This is a genomic window from Streptomyces sp. NPDC007189 (genome assembly GCF_040703635.1).
Classification (GTDB): domain Bacteria; phylum Actinomycetota; class Actinomycetes; order Streptomycetales; family Streptomycetaceae; genus Streptomyces.
In genome coordinates this window covers 352,455-369,200 of the sequence record NZ_JBEYEY010000007.1, presented here as the reverse complement: position 1 = coordinate 369,200, position 16,746 = coordinate 352,455, and the positions used below count along the sequence as shown (strand labels likewise).

Annotated in this window: 13 protein-coding genes, 1 tRNA gene and 1 riboswitch; of the genes, 8 read left to right on the top strand and 6 right to left on the bottom strand. The window is 73.6% G+C overall.

Translation table 11 applies throughout. From position 1 onward, the window contains the following. Window positions 1-121: 121 nt before the first annotated feature. Complete coding sequence (locus AB0950_RS17850; RefSeq protein WP_366778869.1) at window positions 122-2,197, bottom strand: asparagine synthase-related protein; 2,076 nt, start codon at window positions 2,195-2,197, stop codon at window positions 122-124. Between the two features lie 668 nt (window positions 2,198-2,865). Here AB0950_RS17850 and AB0950_RS17845 point away from each other — a divergent pair. The 4 genes from AB0950_RS17845 (at window position 2,866) to AB0950_RS17830 (ending at window position 7,830) form a co-directional block, all read left to right on the top strand. Then, a complete protein-coding gene (locus AB0950_RS17845) occupies window positions 2,866-4,290 on the top strand; it encodes an MFS transporter (RefSeq protein WP_330339079.1) in 1,425 nt (474 codons plus the stop codon). A gap of 62 nt (window positions 4,291-4,352) precedes the next feature. After that, the gene (gene lhgO / locus AB0950_RS17840; RefSeq protein ID WP_360153689.1) at window positions 4,353-5,576 is read left to right on the top strand and encodes an L-2-hydroxyglutarate oxidase; all 1,224 of its coding nucleotides are present in this window, start codon (window positions 4,353-4,355) and stop codon (window positions 5,574-5,576) included. Window positions 5,577-5,599: 23 nt separating this feature from the next. Next, window positions 5,600-6,472 (top strand): tRNA (guanosine(46)-N7)-methyltransferase TrmB, encoded by an 873-nt coding sequence (gene trmB / locus AB0950_RS17835; protein ID WP_360153686.1) that lies wholly within the window; start codon window positions 5,600-5,602, stop codon window positions 6,470-6,472. Window positions 6,473-6,513: 41 nt separating this feature from the next. Next, window positions 6,514-7,830, top strand: coding sequence for a PrsW family intramembrane metalloprotease (locus tag AB0950_RS17830; protein ID WP_366778868.1), 1,317 nt, complete (start codon window positions 6,514-6,516; stop codon window positions 7,828-7,830). Between the two features lie 43 nt (window positions 7,831-7,873). Here the strand turns inward: AB0950_RS17830 and AB0950_RS17825 are convergent, their stop codons facing one another. Then, on the bottom strand, window positions 7,874-8,818 hold the full coding sequence (locus tag AB0950_RS17825; protein ID WP_360153680.1) for an aldo/keto reductase: 945 nt from the start codon (window positions 8,816-8,818) through the stop codon (window positions 7,874-7,876). Between the two features lie 76 nt (window positions 8,819-8,894). Continuing rightward, a complete protein-coding gene (locus tag AB0950_RS17820) occupies window positions 8,895-9,920 on the bottom strand; it encodes a M23 family metallopeptidase (RefSeq protein WP_360153677.1) in 1,026 nt (341 codons plus the stop codon). Between the two features lie 7 nt (window positions 9,921-9,927). Next, a riboswitch (cyclic di-AMP (ydaO/yuaA leader) is annotated at window positions 9,928-10,096 on the bottom strand. A 289-nt stretch (window positions 10,097-10,385) separates the two neighbouring features. Here AB0950_RS17820 and AB0950_RS17815 point away from each other — a divergent pair. Beyond that, window positions 10,386-10,459 (top strand) — tRNA-Met (locus tag AB0950_RS17815). Window positions 10,460-10,541: 82 nt separating this feature from the next. On the opposite strand, the gene AB0950_RS17810 is transcribed toward AB0950_RS17815, so the two are convergent. After that, on the bottom strand, window positions 10,542-11,675 hold the full coding sequence (locus tag AB0950_RS17810) for a dihydrofolate reductase family protein (protein WP_366778867.1): 1,134 nt from the start codon (window positions 11,673-11,675) through the stop codon (window positions 10,542-10,544). Window positions 11,676-11,783: 108 nt separating this feature from the next. Between AB0950_RS17810 and AB0950_RS17805 the strand changes: the two genes are divergently transcribed. Both AB0950_RS17805 and ribA read left to right on the top strand, forming a co-directional pair. Further along, window positions 11,784-12,320: a MarR family transcriptional regulator gene (locus tag AB0950_RS17805; protein WP_360153671.1), complete on the top strand. Its 537-nt coding sequence runs from the start codon at window positions 11,784-11,786 to the stop codon at window positions 12,318-12,320. Between the two features lie 83 nt (window positions 12,321-12,403). Continuing rightward, window positions 12,404-13,036 (top strand): GTP cyclohydrolase II, encoded by a 633-nt coding sequence (gene ribA / locus AB0950_RS17800; RefSeq protein ID WP_360153668.1) that lies wholly within the window; start codon window positions 12,404-12,406, stop codon window positions 13,034-13,036. A 667-nt stretch (window positions 13,037-13,703) separates the two neighbouring features. Here ribA and AB0950_RS17795 read toward each other — a convergent pair. After that, entirely contained in the window at window positions 13,704-15,170 is a 1,467-nt protein-coding gene (locus tag AB0950_RS17795; RefSeq protein WP_366778866.1) for a DHA2 family efflux MFS transporter permease subunit, read from the bottom strand. A gap of 24 nt (window positions 15,171-15,194) precedes the next feature. Further along, window positions 15,195-15,827, bottom strand: a complete 633-nt coding sequence (locus AB0950_RS17790) for an NAD(P)H-dependent oxidoreductase (protein ID WP_360153662.1) — start codon at window positions 15,825-15,827, stop codon at window positions 15,195-15,197. A gap of 140 nt (window positions 15,828-15,967) precedes the next feature. Here AB0950_RS17790 and AB0950_RS17785 point away from each other — a divergent pair, with 140 nt between their 5' ends. Then, entirely contained in the window at window positions 15,968-16,651 is a 684-nt protein-coding gene (locus AB0950_RS17785; protein WP_366778865.1) for a TetR/AcrR family transcriptional regulator, read from the top strand. Window positions 16,652-16,746: the final 95 nt, after the last annotated feature.

Below are 16,746 nucleotides of genomic sequence, written 5' to 3'. Positions count from 1 at the left end.
GTCCCGGGGGGTCGGGGGTGGGGCGACGGGGTTTCACCGAGCGGTGTCGCTTCGGTGCGCGGTGCGGTTGTTGGACAGGCTTCGGACCTGCGCGACCGGCCACGACGGACACGCAGAACCTTCAGGCACCGGAGGCCAAAGCCCCCCGGCGCGGCTGGATCCCGGAGGGTACCGCGCGGGCGCGTGCCGGTGTTCCCGTCCAGCAGGTGCCCCGGCGGGCCAGGAGGCGGTGGAGCCAGAGTTCCAGGGAGATCAGGTCGGCGAGGCCGTCGAGGGGAAGGGGCTCGCCGTCGGCCGCCGAGCGCAGCGCCTTGCGGATGACGCGCGCCTCCACCAGGCCGGCGTCGGCCAGCAGCGGGCTGGCGAAGAGGTCCTGGAGCGGGTCGGCGGCCACGCGCAGTCCCGCGCGGGCGGCCGCCGCCGAGGAGGCGTGGGAGGGGGCGCCCCAGCCGGGCGGGAGGCCGGTGACGCCGGCGCCCTCCAGGACCGTACGGAGGATGGAGGCGCGGGCGCCGGGCTGGACGCGCAGGGCCTCCGGGAGGGCGCGGCAGGCGCGGACGACCTGGTTGTCGAGGAACGGCGCGTGCAGGCGCTGGGAGCGGATCTCGGCGGCCTGTTCCAGGACGCGCAGATCGGCGGCGTGGCGGGCGAGGGCGGCACGCGCGCGGTACTCGCCGGGACGCTGGGCGCCGGTCGCCGAGCGGTCCGCCTCCCCCTGCAGCAGAACCGATACTTCGGCCAGTGCCTCGCCCGTCAGCCAGCGGGCGGCCGGCCCGGGTCTGGCCCAGGTCAGCGCGGCGAGGGAGGCGCCGACCGCTCCCCCGGGCTCGTCGAAGCGGCGCCGCATCAGCCGCTCGGCCAGCACCTCAAGGCCGGCGCGATAGGGGGTGCGGGCGAGCCGGCGGGCGGCGCCGTACACGCGCGCGGGGACCATCACCGAGCCGTCGGCCTTGGCGAGCGCGGCGACCGGGCGGACCAGATGGCGCCGTTTGCGGTCCATCAGCAGGTCGGCGAGGCGCGCGGGGTGGGCGTCCAGGACCTGTCGCGCGCCGTGGCCGGTGAAGTGGTCGGCGCTGCCGGCGGCGAGCCGGGCGCGGTGCCGTGCGGCGGTGACCAGGGAGGGCCCGGGTTCGTCGGTGAGGGGGCCGTCCAGCTCGGCGTACGGCAGGGTCTCCTCGGCGCCGGTGACGACGACGTGGTGCAGGCGCGGGCCCGCGGCGAGGGCGCCGGCGCGCTCCAGTTCCGCCTCCCGGCCGCCGACGGCCAGGTCGTTGAAGGTGACGGCGAGGAGCCGCTCGCCGGCGCCCGTGCCGTGGCCGAGGAGCGTGCCGGGTCTGCCGGGCAGCCCGGCGGCGAGCAGCGCGAGCGTGCCGGAGGCGGGGCCGCCGGAGAGGTCGGCGCCGATGCCGGGCACGGGCATGCCGCGCCGGGCCCGCCGCTCGGCCGGGCCCATGCCGGGCACCGGCCCGGGGTCGAGGTCGGGCACGTGCCGGGGCGCCGACAGACGCGCGCGTACCGCCTCCACGAGGGCGTCCCGTACGGCGTCCACGGCATGGTCGGGGTCGGCGGGGGGCGCGGCCACGGCGAGGGAGGCGACCGGCTCGTACCCGGCGATCTCGCGTGAGCCCGCGCGCAGCACGAGCGCGTGCCCCGGCGGGACGCGCCGTACGCCCTCGTACGGGGTGGTGTCGCGCAGCGCGGCCGGTACGTCCGGGGCGGCGAGCAGGGCGGCCAGGTGGCCGAAGTCGAGGTTGGCCTCGATGAGGTCGGCCAGTGGCAGCGCGGCGGTGGCGTAGGCGGTGCCGCCGGCCCAGGGGGTGTGGAACACCGGGCGGGCGCCCGCGAGATCGCCGCAGACGGTGATGCGGCGGCCGACCTTGACGACGGCCGTGTAGCTGCCCGGCCAGGCCGTCAGATGGCGCAGGGCGCCGCCGCGCGCGGTGAACAGGCCGCGCCGCAGCTCGTCGTCGGAGGCGCCGCAGACACCGAGGACGGCGATGCGGTTGTCCGCGTCGACCTTCACCACGCGCACCTCGTCCGGACGCCAGTCGCCGACGGCCCACAGCGGGTCCGGGTCGCCCCACAGCAGCTGGGAGCCGACCGGGTGCAGGGTCTCGCCGTCGTAGCCGGTGGCGCCCGCGGAGCCGACTCCGGCGAAGCTCGCGGCGGTGCTGCTCCACCCCACCAACCACCGCATCGACGCCTCCACAGCCTGTGGACAACAGTGCACCGTACGAACCGGACCCCCATGCTGCCACGAAGGGCGTGCTGTGGAGGGTCGGCGGCACCGGCTTCGATCGAGGGAACCGCAGGGCGGGAGCCCGGTGGACACGACGCGAATGCGCCCCCTGTACGCTCCCCCAAAACGCCCTTCGCGCCCCGAAGTTGCATGGTCGGAGCGGATGTTCACCGCGACAGGCGGGGGCGATTTTCAGCCAAATCTGCTGAACGAAAAGGAAGATGAGCACGCTCCGTACAGGCCCTCGGAGCGTGCGGCGGCGCATGAACGCGCACAGTCCGGGAGGCGGGCATCGCCTCCCGGACCGGTCCGCCACCCGCGGGGATGAAGGTGGCGGTGTCCCCCAGCCCACTGGATCCAGTACAGCGGGCCGACCCACGCAGGACCCATGGAACCGCTCCCGAGATGGCCGGAGAAGAGCGCACGGACGGGCGCACGGCCACACGCGCGGGGGCACGCGGCGAACGGCCGTGCACGGTGCGTACAGGACCGCACTTCCGTACGGACCACAATCCCGCCATCCGGAACAATGCCCCTTAACGCTTGGGATGCGGCGAACTACGCTGGGTTTACGAATGCCGCATGGTTATGCCAGCGCGGCAGCCGTCTGTGTCGAGGGGTGGCGCATGTCCAGGGAGCAACGCGGGCCGAACGAAAAACTCGGCGCCGTTCTCGCCCTCGCGGGAATCAGCAACGCCGGACTCGCGCGGCGCGTCAACGACCTTGGCGCTCAACGCGGGTTGACTCTTCGCTACGACAAGACCTCCGTGGCGCGCTGGGTGTCGAAGGGGATGGTGCCGCAGGGAGCGGCGCCGCACCTCATCGCGGCCGCCATCGGCCAGAAGCTCGGCCGCCCGGTGCCGCTCCACGAGATCGGCCTGGCGGACGCGGATCCCGCGCCCGAAGTGGGCCTCGCCTTCCCCAGAGACGTCGGCCAGGCGGTGAAGTCGGCGACGGAGCTGTACCGCCTCGACCTCGCGGGCCGCCGGGCCGGCTCCGGCGGCATCTGGCAGTCGCTCGCCGGATCGTTCGCAGTGAGCGCATACGCAACGCCCGCCTCACGCTGGCTGATAACCCCCGCCGACAGCTCGGTCGCGCGGGAGGCCGGCTCCGCCGACGGCTCCGGGGCACCGATCAAAGTCGGCCACAGCGATGTACAGAAGCTGCGGGAGGCCGCCGAGGACGCCCGGCGCTGGGACTCCAAGTACGGCGGCGGGGACTGGCGTTCGTCGATGGTGCCGGAGTGCCTGCGGGTGGAGGCGGCGCCGCTGCTGCTCGGCTCCTACTCCGACGAGGTGGGCCGCGCGCTCTTCGGGGCCTCCGCCGAACTGACCCGGCTCGCCGGGTGGATGGCCTTCGACACCGGGCAGCAGGAGGCGGCGCAGCGGTACTACATCCAGGCGCTGCGGCTCGCGCGCGCGGCGGCGGACGTTCCGCTGGGCGGCTATGTGCTGGCCTCCATGTCGCTGCAGGCGACCTACCGCGGCTTCGGCGACGAGGGGGTCGACCTGGCGCAGGCCGCGCTGGAGCGCAACCGCGGGCTGGCCACCGCGCGGACGATGAGTTTCTTCCGGCTGGTGGAGGCGCGGGCACACGCGCGTGCGGGGGACGCACAGGCCGCCGGGGCCGCGCTGAAGGCGGCGGAAGGATGGCTGGAGCGGTCACGGGAAGGGGACAACGACCCGTCTTGGCTTGGTTTTTATGGCTATGACCGGTTCGCGGCGGACGCGGCCGAGTGCTACCGCGATCTGAAGGCGCCCCGCCAGGTCCGGCGGTTCACGGAACAGGCGCTGTCGAAGCCGACCGAGGAGTTCGTGCGGTCGCACGGGCTGCGGCTGGTGGTCTCGGCGGTGGCCGAGCTGGAGTCCGGGAACCTGGACGCCGCCTGTGAGCAGGGCGTGCGGGCCGTGGAGGTGGCCGGACGGATCTCCTCGGCCAGGACGACGGAGTACGTGAAGGACCTGCTGCACCGCCTGGAGCCGTACGGGGACGAGCCGAGGGTGGTGGAGCTGCGGGAGCGGGCCCGGCCGCTGCTCATGGCCCCGGCATGACAAGCCTCACCGGCTGCGTTTGAAGGCGTTGTCAGTGGCGCAGTGCACTATCGAGGTGGGAGGTGGTGCAGGTGCCGGTCGGGGCGTACGACTGTGATGTGCTCGTGGTCGGTGGGGGGATCGTCGGGCTGTCCACGGCGTATGCGATCACCCGTGCCGCGCCGGGCACGGCGGTCACGGTGCTGGAGAAGGAGCCGGGCCCGGCCCGGCACCAGACGGGGCGCAACAGCGGCGTGATCCACAGCGGGATCTACTACCGCCCGGGCTCGCTCAAGGCGCGGTACGCGGTGCGGGGCGCAGCCGAGATGGTGAAGTTCTGCGCCGAGTACGGCATCGCGCACGCCGTCACCGGCAAGCTGATCGTCGCCACCGAGCGCGAGGAGCTGCCCCGTCTGCACGCGCTCGTGCAGCGCGGTCGGGAGAACGGCATTCCGGTCCGCGAGCTGGGCCCCGCGCAGATCGGTGAGTACGAACCCGAGGTCCGCGGCCTCGCCGCCATACACGTCGGCACCACGGGGGTGTGCGACTTCGCCGGGGTGGCCCGGCAGCTGGCGCAGGCCTCCGGCGCCGAGATCCGCTACGGCGCCCGGGTCGTCCGGATCGACCGCCGCCCGGAGCGGGGCGTGGCCGTCCTCACCGCAGGCGGAGACGTCGTGCGCGCGCGGGTGCTGGTCAACTGCGCCGGCCTGCACTGCGACGAGGTGGCCCGGCTGACCGGGGACGAGCCAGGGGTGCGGATCGTGCCGTTCCGCGGGGAGTACTACGAGCTGGCGCGGCCGGAGCTGGTGCGCGGGCTGGTCTATCCGGTGCCGGACCCGGCCTTCCCGTTCCTCGGGGTCCATCTGACCCGGGGCATCGACGGCGGCGTGCACATCGGACCCAACGCGGTGCCGGCCCTGGCCCGCGAGGGGTACGGCTGGGGGGTCGTACGCCCCCGGGAGCTGGCCGGGACCCTGGCGTGGCCGGGGTCGTGGGCGATCGCCCGGCGGCACTGGAGATACGGCGCCGGCGAGCTGCACCGCTCGCTGTCCAAGGGGGCGTTCCTCCAGGCGGTGCGCCGGCTGCTGCCCGCGGTCCGGGCGGACGACCTGGTCCGGGCCCCCGCCGGGGTGCGGGCCCAGGCGGTGCTGCGGGACGGCACGCTGGTCGACGACTTCCTGATCCGGGAGGGAGCGCGGGCCGTCCATGTGCTCAACGCGCCGTCCCCGGCGGCCACCGCCTCCCTGCCGATCGGGCGGGAGATCGGGCGCCGGGTGCTGGACATGCTCGGAAAGGCGTCCGCGTAGTGCCCCGTAAAATCGGAAGCACTGTGTCTGACTCCCTGAACGCGCCCGAAGCCCCCACGCCCGTCCCCCACACCGCCGGCGTGCCGGTCCGGCACACCCGGGCCAAGGGGGAGCCCCGGTTTCCGGACGGTCCCAAGGCCGATCCCGCCGGGTCGCACTTCGAGCGGCGCATCCGCAGCTTCCAGCCGCGGCGCAGCCGGGTGACCGCCGGGCAGGCGGACGCGCTGCAGCGGCTGTGGCCGAAGTGGGGCCTCGACATCGACGGGCAGCGGGTCATCGACCTGGCCGAGCTGTTCGGCAACGACCGACCGGTCGTGCTGGAGATCGGGTTCGGGATGGGCGAGGCCACCGCGCAGATGGCCGCCGCCGACCCGGACACCAACATCCTCGCCGTCGACGTCCACACCCCGGGCCAGGGCAATCTGCTCGCTCTGGCCGACCGCGCCGGCCTGTCCAACGTCCGGGTGGCCAACGGAGACGCGATCATCCTGCTCAGGGAGATGCTCACCCCCGACTCCCTCGACGGGCTGCGGGTGTACTTCCCGGACCCCTGGCCCAAGAAGCGGCACCACAAGCGGCGGCTCATCCAGCCCGCGTTCCTCGACCTCGCCGCGACCCGGCTCGGGCCCGGCGCGCTTCTGCACTGCGCGACCGACTGGGAGCCGTACGCCGAGCAGATGCTCGAGGTCCTCACCGCGCACCCCGACTTCGAGAACACGCAGGCGGACGGCGGTTTCGCGCCGCGCCCCGGGTTCCGGCCGCTGACCCGTTTCGAGGGCCAGGGACTGGAGAAGGGACACGTGGTGAACGATCTGCTCTTCCGCCGCGTACCGCACCGGGACGGCGGTCCCCGCGACCGGCAGGACTGTGATCAGTCCGGTCAGCAGGACCGATAAAACCTCCAGCCCTTCGTCCCGCCACCGTTAGGGTCGATGCCGTGGCCACCAGTCCTCCCTTCCCGACGTATCCCCCGGGCCCCCACGGCCCCGTGCTGCGCCATCCGCACTGGTGGCAGCGCCAGTGGGTGCGGTACGGGGCGCTGATCACCCTGCTGGCCATGTCCGGTCTGGTCATCCTGGCGCTGGTGCGCCGGCAGACCGGCACCGAGGGGTTTCTCGTCGGGCTCGGCCTCGCCGTGCTGCCCGTGCCCTGGCTCATGGCCGCCTTCCGGTGGCTGGACCGGGTGGAGCCGGGCCCCTGGCGGAACCTGGTGTTCGCCTTCGCCTGGGGAGCGTGCGCGGCGGCGCTGATAGCCATCGTCGCCAACAGTTTCGCGACCAAGTGGATAGCCACCGCCACCGCCGATCCGGCCAGTGCCGACACCCTGGGCGCCACCGTGATAGCGCCCATCGTGGAGGAGTCCGCCAAGGCCGCCGCCGTCCTGCTGGTCTTCCTCTTCCGCAGACGCGACTTCACCGGGATCGTCGACGGGGTGGTGATAGCGGGCATCACCGCCACCGGGTTCGCGTTCACCGAGAACATCCTCTACCTGGGCACGGCCTTCGGGGCCGACCAGGTCAGCGGCGGCAGCGGCATCGCCTCCGTCACCGCCGCCACCTTCTTCGTGCGCATCGTGATGTCGCCCTTCGCGCACCCGCTGTTCACCACCCTCACCGGCCTCGGCTTCGGCGTCTCGGCGCTCTCCGCCGAGCGGCAGCGGGCCCGGCGGGTGCTGCTGCCGCTCGGCGGTCTGCTGCTGGCGATGAGCATGCACGCCTTCTGGAACGGCTCCTCCACCTTCGGCGAGTTCGGGTTCTTCGCCGTGTACGGCGGATTCATGGTGCCCGTGTTCGGGCTGCTGACCTGGCTCGCGATCTTCACCCGGCAGCGGGAGCTGCGCACCGTGCGGGAGGAACTGCCGGCGTATGTGCTGGCCGGGTGGCTGGGACCGGCCGAGCCGTTCGCGCTCGGGTCGATGCGGGCGCGGCGCACGGCCCGGGACTACGCCCGGCACCACGGCGGCCGGCCGGCGGCGCGGGCCGTGGCCCAGTACGAGGCGTACGCCACCTCGCTCGCCTTCCTGCGACACCGGGGGCGCCGCGGGAAGGCCGGGGCCGACTTCGTCGTACGGGAGCGGGAGCTGCTGGACGAGCTGTGGAAGCGGCGGGATGTCGCGCGGCCGGCGCTGGAGTACGCGGCCCGCGTGGCACCGCAGCCACGGCCGGTGTACACGCCGCCGGCGCCCACGCCCTACTGGCCGGCGTACGGCTATCCGGCGGCGCCCTACTCCGCCTACAACCCGTATCGGACGTAACGAGCTCCGGTTACGGCGGAAAAAGATCAGCCGCGGCGGGAGATCAAGCCGACGCCTCCGTCAGCTGGGTCAGTTCCTTCTCCGTCAGCTTCAGGTCGACCACGCCGAGCAGGGCCGGGAGCTGTTCCACCGTGCGGGCCGAGGCGATCGGGGCGGTGATGGTGGGCTGGGCGGCGAGCCAGGCGAGGGCGACCGTGGCGACGGGGGCGTCGTGGGCGGCGGCGATCTCGTCCAGGGCCGCCAGGACCTTCTGGCCGCGCTCGGAGTCGGCGTACTCCTGGGCCCGGCCCGCGCGGGCGCTGTCGACCTTGGTGCCGGGGCGGTACTTGCCGGTCAGGAAGCCCGCGGCGAGGGAGAAGTACGGCACCGCGGCCAGGCCCTCCGCGGCGACCAGGTCCCGCAGCGGGCCCTCGTAGGTGTCGCGGGAGACCAGGTTGTAGTGGGGCTGGAGGGCGACGTAGCGGGCCAGGCCCTCGCGGTCGGAGAAGTCCAGCGAGGCCTTCAGGCGCTCGGGGCTGATGTTGGAGGCGGCGATGTGCCGGACCTTGCCCGCCCGGACCAGCTCGTCCAGCGCGCCGATGATCTCCTCGACGGGGATCTCGGGCTTGTCGAAGTGGGTGTAGTAGAGGTCGATGTAGTCGGTGTCCAGGCGGCGCAGGGAGGCGTCGGCGGCGGCCTTGATGTTGGCGGCGGACAGCCCCTGGTACTCGGGGTGCTGGCTGACCTTGGTGGCGACGACGACGCGGTCGCGGTTGCCGCGGGACTTGATCCACCTGCCGAGGACCGTCTCGGACTCGCCGCCCTTGTGGCCCTCGATCCAGGCCGAGTAGGAGTCGGCGGTGTCGACGAAGTTGCCGCCGGCCTCCGCGTAGGCGTCGAGGACGGCGAAGGAGGTCTCCTCGTCCGCGGTCCAGCCGAAGACGTTGCCGCCCAGGCAGAGCGGGAAGACCTCGAGGCCGGAGGAACCGAGTGTGCGCAGAGAAGTCATGCCACAAGTCAACGCCGGCGGTGGATGATCGCATTCCACCACCGGCGTGGGAATCCCGCGAAAAGAGCGGTGCGGCTCAGGGGTTGAGGCCCTTGCCGCGCAGCCACGGCGCCGGGTCGACGGCGGAGGCCTGCCCGTTCGGGTGGACCTCCAGGTGCAGGTGCGGGCCGGTGACGTTGCCGGTGGCGCCGACGCGGCCGATGACCTGGCCGGTGGAGACCTTCTGGCCGACGGAGACGTTGATCGAGGACTGGTGGCAGAACCACAGCTCGGTGCCGTCGTCCAGCGTGATGATGGTGCGGTAGCCGTAGGCGCCGGCCCAGCCGGCCTCGGTGACCGTGCCGCTGTGGACGGCCTTGATGAGGGTGCCGGTGGGGGCGGCGAAGTCGAGACCGGTGTGGTAGCCGGACGACCACATCGCGCCGGGCTGCCCGAAGGTGCCGGTGATCGTGTAGGACACGACCGGCAGCGTGTACTCCTTGGCCAGCTCGGCCAGCCGCTTGGCCTCGGCGGCCTTCTTGGCGTCGGCCTCCGCCTTCTCCTTGGCGGCGGTGGCCTTGGCGGCGGCCTCCTTCTCCGCCTTGGCGGCCGCGTCGGCGGTCTGCTTCTCGGCGGCGGCGAGCACGGCGGCGGTGGCCTTGCTGTCGGCCTGGCCCCGCTGCTGCTCGGCCTGGGCCATGATCCGGTTGCGCAGCGCCTCCCCCGCGTTGCCGCTGTCGGCGCTGTCGGTGGTGGTGCCGACCTTGCTGAGCCCGGTGGCGGTGGCCTCGGGCGCGGGGGAGGAACCGTCGAAGATGTGCTCGACGGAGTCCAGGTCCGGCAGGGAGATGGAGACCGGCGGCTTGCCGGTGTTGGCGCTGGCCATGCCGCCCGCGCCGACCGCGGCCATCACGCCGACGCCGAGGACGGTGGAGCTGCGCGCGAAGCCGCCGCGCTGCTTGGCGACCCGGTGCCGGCCGCGGACCGGGGAGACGGAGTCCTCGGTGGGGTTCCACTCCTCCCAGGGGCCCTCCTCGGCGCGGTAGGCGCCGTAGCCGAAGGTCTCCGGCTCGGCCTGCGGGGGCATGAAGGGGGCTTCTGGGGCGGGCGGGTTGGACGCCACTCGGGCGTGCTCCTTTCCTTCCTCCGCCTACCGGGTTAGCTGACGGGTTCGGAGCAGGAAGGTCTCCTACGCGCGTATACCGGACGTGGACTCTGCGAGTCCACGACGGCATCCGCGTGATTCACCCCAAGGTGGTGGTTCCCCGGTTCCCTCGCGGGATTCGGCGCGTGCGCACGGAGCCGCCTCTTGTGACGGCTGGGACGACCGCGCTGCGTTATCGAACGTTAATAGACCTGGCAGTCACTTTCCAAGCCGTTCGGCTTGATCATTAAGGTTTCCGGCCGCGGACTTACCGGCCAGGAGTGCGGCAAAAGGGGCGAGTTGACCGGCGTACAGCAGCGTCGGCGTTTTTGATGGTGTCTCAGATGTTATGCGGACGGCGGTCGCCCGGTCACGCTCGGTGAGGGGGCCGCCAGGGGCGTCGTCGAGCGGCCCTCCGACTGGTGTATGCTGGAGTCACAACGACGCGGGGTGGAGCAGCTCGGTAGCTCGCTGGGCTCATAACCCAGAGGTCGCAGGTTCAAATCCTGTCCCCGCTACTGAAGGCTCAGGGCCCGGAAACCAGCTGGTTTCCGGGCCCTGAGTGTTTTTCGGCCCCCGGTGTCTCCGGGCCCGCAGTGTTCACCCCAGCAGGTGGGCGTTCGGCGCCTTGGCGAGGTCCTCCAGTTCCGGCAGGACGACCACCTGCGCGCCCCCGCCGGCCAGGACCCCGGTCCCGTCGGCCCCCGGCACGAACGTGTCCGGCTCCTGCCACGCCGTGACCACCCGCCGTACCCCCGCGCGAAGGATCAGCTCGGCGCAGGGCGCGGGCCGTGAGGCGCGCCGGGCGCAGGGCTCCAGGCTGCTGTAGACGGTGGCGCCGGCCAGCCGCGGGTCGGCCGGATCCACCTTGGCCAGCGCGGCCTCCTCCGCGTGGACCACCGCGTCCCCGCCCTCCCGCGAATGGCCGCGGGCCAGCTCCGTGCCGTCGGCGGCGACCACCACCGCGCCGACGCTGAACGCCGTCTTCGACGGCGGGCACAGCGCGGCCAGCTCGCAGGCGGTGCGCAGCCAGTGCCGGTCGGCGGCGGCGGGCAGCGGCCCGCTGCCGGGGGCCGTGGGCTCGTAGCGCATGAGGACCACGTCCTCGATACGGCGGGTCTCGGTGAGCCGCAGCCGGCCGGCCTGGTAGCCGCCGGGCCCGAACAGGCGGGGCGCGGCCGGGTCGCCGACGAACAGCGGCGCGAGGACCAGCTGCAGCTCGTCGGCGAGTCCCTGCCGCAGCAGCTGGGTGTGGACCGTGCCGCCGCCCTCGACCATCAGCCGCCGCACCCCGCGCACGTCGTGCAGGTGGGACAGCAGGGCCCGCCAGTCGAGGGCGGGGCCGAGCGGGACGACGTCGGCGACGTCGCCGACCCGGCCGACGGCCCGCTGCGCCCCCTCGTCGGTGGTGTAGACGAGCTTGTCGCCGCCGGTGTGCCAGAACCGCGCGCCGGGATCGAGGTCGCCGGTGGCGGTGACGGTCGCCTTCAGCGGGTACTCCGGCCGGCCCGCCCGGACCCGGGCCGCGCGCCGCTCGGCGGAGTTGACCAGCAGCCGCGGATTGTCGGCGCGGATCGTGCCGGCGCCGACGAGGATGGCGTCGACACAGGCCCGTACCGCGTCGACCCGGTCGAAGTCGGCCGGACTGGACAGCAGCAGCCGGTCGGGGCCGGTGTCGTCCAGGTAGCCGTCGAGGGAGACGGCGGCGGACAGCAGCACGTACGGGTACGACATCGGCGCGGTCTCCCTGCGAGTCGGCGAAGCGGTGTGTGGTTCAAGAGGCAGTACCGGGTTCGACAAGCGGCACTTGGTTCAAGTTTGAAACAAACTTACACTGGCGGCATGACGACCCGCTGGCTCAGCCCCGAGGAGCTGCGCGCCTGGCGCGCGTATCTCGCCGCGACGCGCCTCCTGGAGGACGCCGTCGACCGACAGCTCCAGCAGGACGCCGGCATGCCCCACCTGTTCTACTCCGTGCTGGCCAACCTCTCCGACGCGCCCGACCGCCGGCTGCGGATGACCGATCTCGCCGAGACCCTGAAGATCACGCGCAGCAGGCTGACGTACGTGGTCAGCCGCCTGGAGCGGGACGGGCTGGTGCGCCGGGAGGAGTGCCGCTGGGACAAGCGCAGCAGCATCGCCGTCCTGACGGAGAAGGGCATGGCCGTACTGGAGCGTACGGCCCCCGGACACGTCGACACCGTGCGCGCCACCCTGTTCGACCGGCTCACGCCGGAGCAGGTGGGGCAGCTGGAGGAGATCTGCACGGGGATCGCGCGCGGCCTGCAGGGCGAGGGCGCCGCGCCGCGGGCGGAGGACGTGCCCTGGCGGCGCCGTTCGTCCTGTTCCGGCCCCGATTCCCCGGCCGGCGGAAACTGATTGCTTTAACTTTTAAGCATGCGGTAGGGTCCCTGCGTATCGCTGCTTCAAATCTGAAGCAAGCAGCCTACGGAGGGATCCGCATGCCCGACACTCCCGCCGCCACGCCGCGCGCCCGCGTCCGGGTACCGCTGCGCTTCCACGACGGCTACGGCGTCGACGCCGAGCTCGTCACCTTCCACGGCCTGGCCGACGGGCAGGAGCACGTCGCCGTCGTCCTCGGCGACCCGGCGCCGGGCGCGGTCCCGCTGGTGCGGCTGCACTCCGAGTGCCTGACCGGCGACGTCTTCGGCTCGGCCCGCTGCGACTGCGGACCCCAGCTGCGCGAGGCGGTCGAGCGCATCGCCGGCCGCGGCGGCGTCCTGCTCTACCTCCGCCAGGAGGGCCGCGGCATCGGCCTCTACAACAAGCTCGACGCGTACGCCCTCCAGGACCAGGGCCTCGACACCTACGAGGCGAACGCCGCGCTCGGCCTGCCGGAGGACGCCCGCGACTACACGGCCGCCGCGCAGATGCTCGCCGCCCTCGGCATCGGCGAACTGGACCTGCTGTCCAACAACCCCGACAAGGCCGAGCAGTTGCGCGCCCTGGGCGTCACCGTCCGGGACCGCATCCCGACCGGCGTCTTCACCACGCCCCACAACGTCCGCTACCTCCGCGCGAAGGTCCTCCAGACCCGCCACACGCTGCCGCTGACGGAGCTGGGGGTGGGGTGAGGCGGGCAGGGTTCGCGCGGGTCGCTCGGCGGCGTGACGCGAGGACCGGCGGATCCGTTCCGGGCTTCCGGCGCGGGTTCGTGAAGGGTGCTCGGCGGCGGGACGCGAGGACCGGCGGATCCGGGTCCCGGCTTCCAACCCGGCTCGCCGGCGGTCCCTCACCGCCCTCGCCGACACCCCGGGAGAGCCAGGGCGGACAGGGTTCGCACGCGGTGCTCGCCGGCGGGACACGAGGACCGGCGGATCCGTTCCGGGCTATCGGCCCGGGTTCGCGCGCGGTGCTCGGCGGCGGGACACGAGGACCGGCGGATCCGGTCCAGGCTTCCGGCCCGCTCGCCCGCGGCGCCCCTCACCGCCCTCGCCGACACCCCGGGAAAGCCAGGGCGGACAGGGTTCGCGCGCGGTGCTCGGCGGCGTGACGCGAGGACCGGCGGATCCGAATCCCGGCTTCCGGCCCGGCTCAGCCCGCGGCCCCTCACCGCCCTCGCCGACACCCCGGGAGAGCCAGGGCGGACAGGGTTCGCACGGGGCGCTCGGCGGCGGGACGCGAGGACCGGCGGATCCGTTCCGGGCTATCGGCCCGGGTTCGCGCGCGGTGCTCGGCGGCGGGACGCGAGGACCGGCGGATCCGGGTCCCGGCTTCCGGCCCGGCTCAGCCCGCGGTCCCTCACCGCCCTCGCCGACGCCCCGGGAGAGCCAGGGCGGGCAGGGCCGACAGGGCCAGCAGGGTGGCGGCGACCGTGTAGGCCGTGCGGAAGCCGGACGGGTGCGGGCCCGCCGCGGCGAGGACCACCGACAGCACGGCCGTGCCGACGGACGCGCCCAGCTGGGAGGTGATGCTCAGCGCGGTGCTCGCGGCGGGCAGTCGGTCCCGGGGCAGATCACGGCTCGCGGTGGTCATCGTCGGCATCAGAACCATCCCGATGCCGATCCCCATCACCATGGCCGACCCGGCCATCCGCCAGGGCGCGACCCCGGGCACCCCCGCCTGCCAGGCCATCAGCGCCATGCCGAGGGCGGCCACCGCGACACCGGCCGGGATGAGCCGGCGCGGTGCCACGCGGTCGATCCACCGCGCCGCGACCTGCATGGTCGTACCGACGACGAGACCGGCCGGCGCGCCCAGCAGGCCGGCCGCCGTGGCGCTCAGGCCGCGCTCCTGCTGCCAGTACAGCGGGCCGAGCAGCATCGAGCCGAAGTAGCCGCAGGTGAACAGGGCGAGCGTGCCGGCGCCGGCGGCGAAGGCGCGCTCGCGCAGCAGGCGCAGGTCCAGCAGCGGGGCCGGGGCGGTGAGCGCCCGGCGTCCGAAGGCCGCCGCGAGGGCCGCACCGGTGAGCGCCGGGACAAGGGTGCCGGGCGTGGTGAAGTCACCGCGCTCGCCGCCCCGGGCGAGGCCGTACAGGAGCAGGGCGAGTCCGGGGGAGAGCATCAGCAGGCCGGGGACGTCCAGGCGGACGGGGGGATTCCCGGAAGGCTTCACCGAGGTCTCGCCGGAAGCGCTCACGGCGGTCCCGGGTGCCGGCGGGTGCGCCGGCAGCAGGCATGCGGCGAGGGTCAGGGCCACGGCGCCCACGGGCAGGTTGACCAGGAAGATCCAGTGCCAGGAGGCGGTGTCGACCAGCCAGCCGCCGAGGACCGGACCGGCGACCGGGCCGACGAAGACGGGCAGCCCGCCCACGGCCATCGCGCGGCCGAGCCGGGACCGGTCGGCGGCGCCCATCACCATCGCCATGCCGACCGGTTGCAGCAGCCCGCCGCCGAGCCCTTGCACCGCGCGGAAGGCGATGAGGCTGCCCGCGTCCCAGGCGCACGCGGCGAGCAGGGAGCCGAGCGTGAAGAGCGTGAGCGCGGTCAGGTAGGTGCGCTTGGCGCCGAACCGGGCCATGGCCCAGGCGGCGGTCGGAATGACGGCGGCCAGCGCGAGCGTGTACGCCGTGGTGGTCCACTGGATGGTCGCCAGCGAGGCGCCGAAGGACTGCGAGAGCCGGCGCAGCGCCACGTTGACGATCGTCATGTCGAGCACCGCCATCACCGTGCCGATGACGGTGACGGCCAGGGTGCGGTTCAGCGCCGTGGCCGCATCCGGGCCCGGGCGGGCCGGTGCCCCGGCGGGCGCGGTCGTGGGCGTCTCCATCGCCTCTCTCCCCCCGCCCCGCCCTCAGCCCGCGTACGGACGCTCGGCCCGCGCGGCCCGCAACGCCCGCCCCCACCAGGCGAGTTGACCGAGCATGCCCTTGGCGGCGCCGGCGCACACGGCCGCGTCGCGCGGGGTGCCGTCCTCGCCGAGGCCGGACCAGGGGCCGTGCAGGCTGACCGAGTCGCGCACGGTCGTCGCGTGCAGTTCGGCGAAGACCAGCCGGAGTTGCTCGACCGCGCGCAGACCGCCGCCGAGCCCGCCGTACGAGACGAAGCCGACCGGCTTGGCCCGCCACTGGGCGTGGTGCCAGTCGATGAAGTTCTTCAGGGACGCCGGGAAGCTGTGGTTGTACTCGGGTGTGACGACGACGAACGCGTCGGCGGCGGCGAGCCGCGGCGAGACGTCCCGCAGCGCGGCCACGGCCTCGGGGCTCGGCGTGCCGCCCCACTCGGGCAGCACCAGCGGCAGATCGATCCCGGCGAGGTCGATGACGTCGAGGTCGAGGCCGGTGTCGCCGGCGGCCGCGCCGAGGAACCAGTCGGCGACGGCCCGGCCCTGCCGGCCCTCCCGGACGCTGCCCACGATGACCGCGACGCGCAGCGGGGCGTCGGCGGCGGCAGCGGCTGATACGGCGTTCTCGCTGGTGACAGACACAGGTGTCCCCCTTGTCATGGTGGAGCGGCCGCCCGGTGCGGCCCCTCGTCCAGCAAAGTACAACGCTCGTTGTAAAAAGTGCAACGCTCGTTGTAACTCGGGTAGAGTGGCCTGCCGGAGGAGCAGGCAGGGAGGCGGGCGTGGGCGAAACGAACAAGGCCCGGCTGACGCGGGCGCGAGGCGAGGTCTCACCGCGCAGGCTGGAGAAGCAGATGGCGATCGCGAGCGCGTCCTGCACGGTCTTCGGCCGCGAGGGCTACGCACGCGCCTCGGTCGACGCGCTGGCCGCCGAGGCCGGCGTCTCCACGCGCACCCTCTACAACCACTTCCCCGGCGGCAAGGCACAGCTCTTCCAGACCGTGGTGACATGGACGTCCAGCGAGGTCCGGGACGCCCAACTCGCCTGCCTGCGATCGGTGCTGCATCCCGAGCGGCCGCCGCACGCGGAGGACCTGGAGCGCGACCTGGTCGCGCTGGCCCGCGGGTTCGCGGGACTCATGACGGACTACCCGAGCCACTTCGCCCTCGTCCGGCACATCCACGCCGAGGCCGACCATGTGCCGCCCGAGGTCCTGAAGGCATGGCACGAGGCGGGCCCGGAGCCGGTCGGCCGGGCCGTCGCCGAGGCGATGGCCCGCCTCGAGGACGCCGGCCTGCTCGACACGCACGACGACGCGGCCATGACCGCCGCCCACTTCATGGCCCTGGCGACCCATACGATCGTCCAGTTCACCCATTACGGCGTCCTGCCGCTTCCCCAGGCGGAGACGGACCGCCTGATCAGGGCCGGGGTGGCGGCGTTCCTGCGGGCCTACGGGCGCTGATCCGGCCCCGGACCGCTTCCTTCGCAGCGCTCCGAGCGGAGCAGTCGGCGAGCGAGCCGCCCCCGCAACCGCCTCCTTGGCGGACGCGCCGGCGG

What these genes read in the sequence shown, in the direction of transcription:
- AB0950_RS17795 (WP_366778866.1), bottom strand. Translation starts at nt 15,170, where the DNA reads ATGGAGACGCCCACGACCGCGCCCGCCGGGGCACCGGCCCGCCCGGGC.
- AB0950_RS17845 (WP_330339079.1), top strand. Translation starts at nt 2,866, where the DNA reads ATGTCCAGGGAGCAACGCGGGCCGAACGAAAAACTCGGCGCCGTTCTC.
- AB0950_RS17810 (WP_366778867.1), bottom strand. Translation starts at nt 11,675, where the DNA reads ATGTCGTACCCGTACGTGCTGCTGTCCGCCGCCGTCTCCCTCGACGGC.
- AB0950_RS17825 (WP_360153680.1), bottom strand. Translation starts at nt 8,818, where the DNA reads ATGACTTCTCTGCGCACACTCGGTTCCTCCGGCCTCGAGGTCTTCCCG.
- AB0950_RS17805 (WP_360153671.1), top strand. Translation starts at nt 11,784, where the DNA reads ATGACGACCCGCTGGCTCAGCCCCGAGGAGCTGCGCGCCTGGCGCGCG.
- AB0950_RS17850 (WP_366778869.1), bottom strand. Translation starts at nt 2,197, where the DNA reads ATGCGGTGGTTGGTGGGGTGGAGCAGCACCGCCGCGAGCTTCGCCGGA.
- ribA (WP_360153668.1), top strand. Translation starts at nt 12,404, where the DNA reads ATGCCCGACACTCCCGCCGCCACGCCGCGCGCCCGCGTCCGGGTACCG.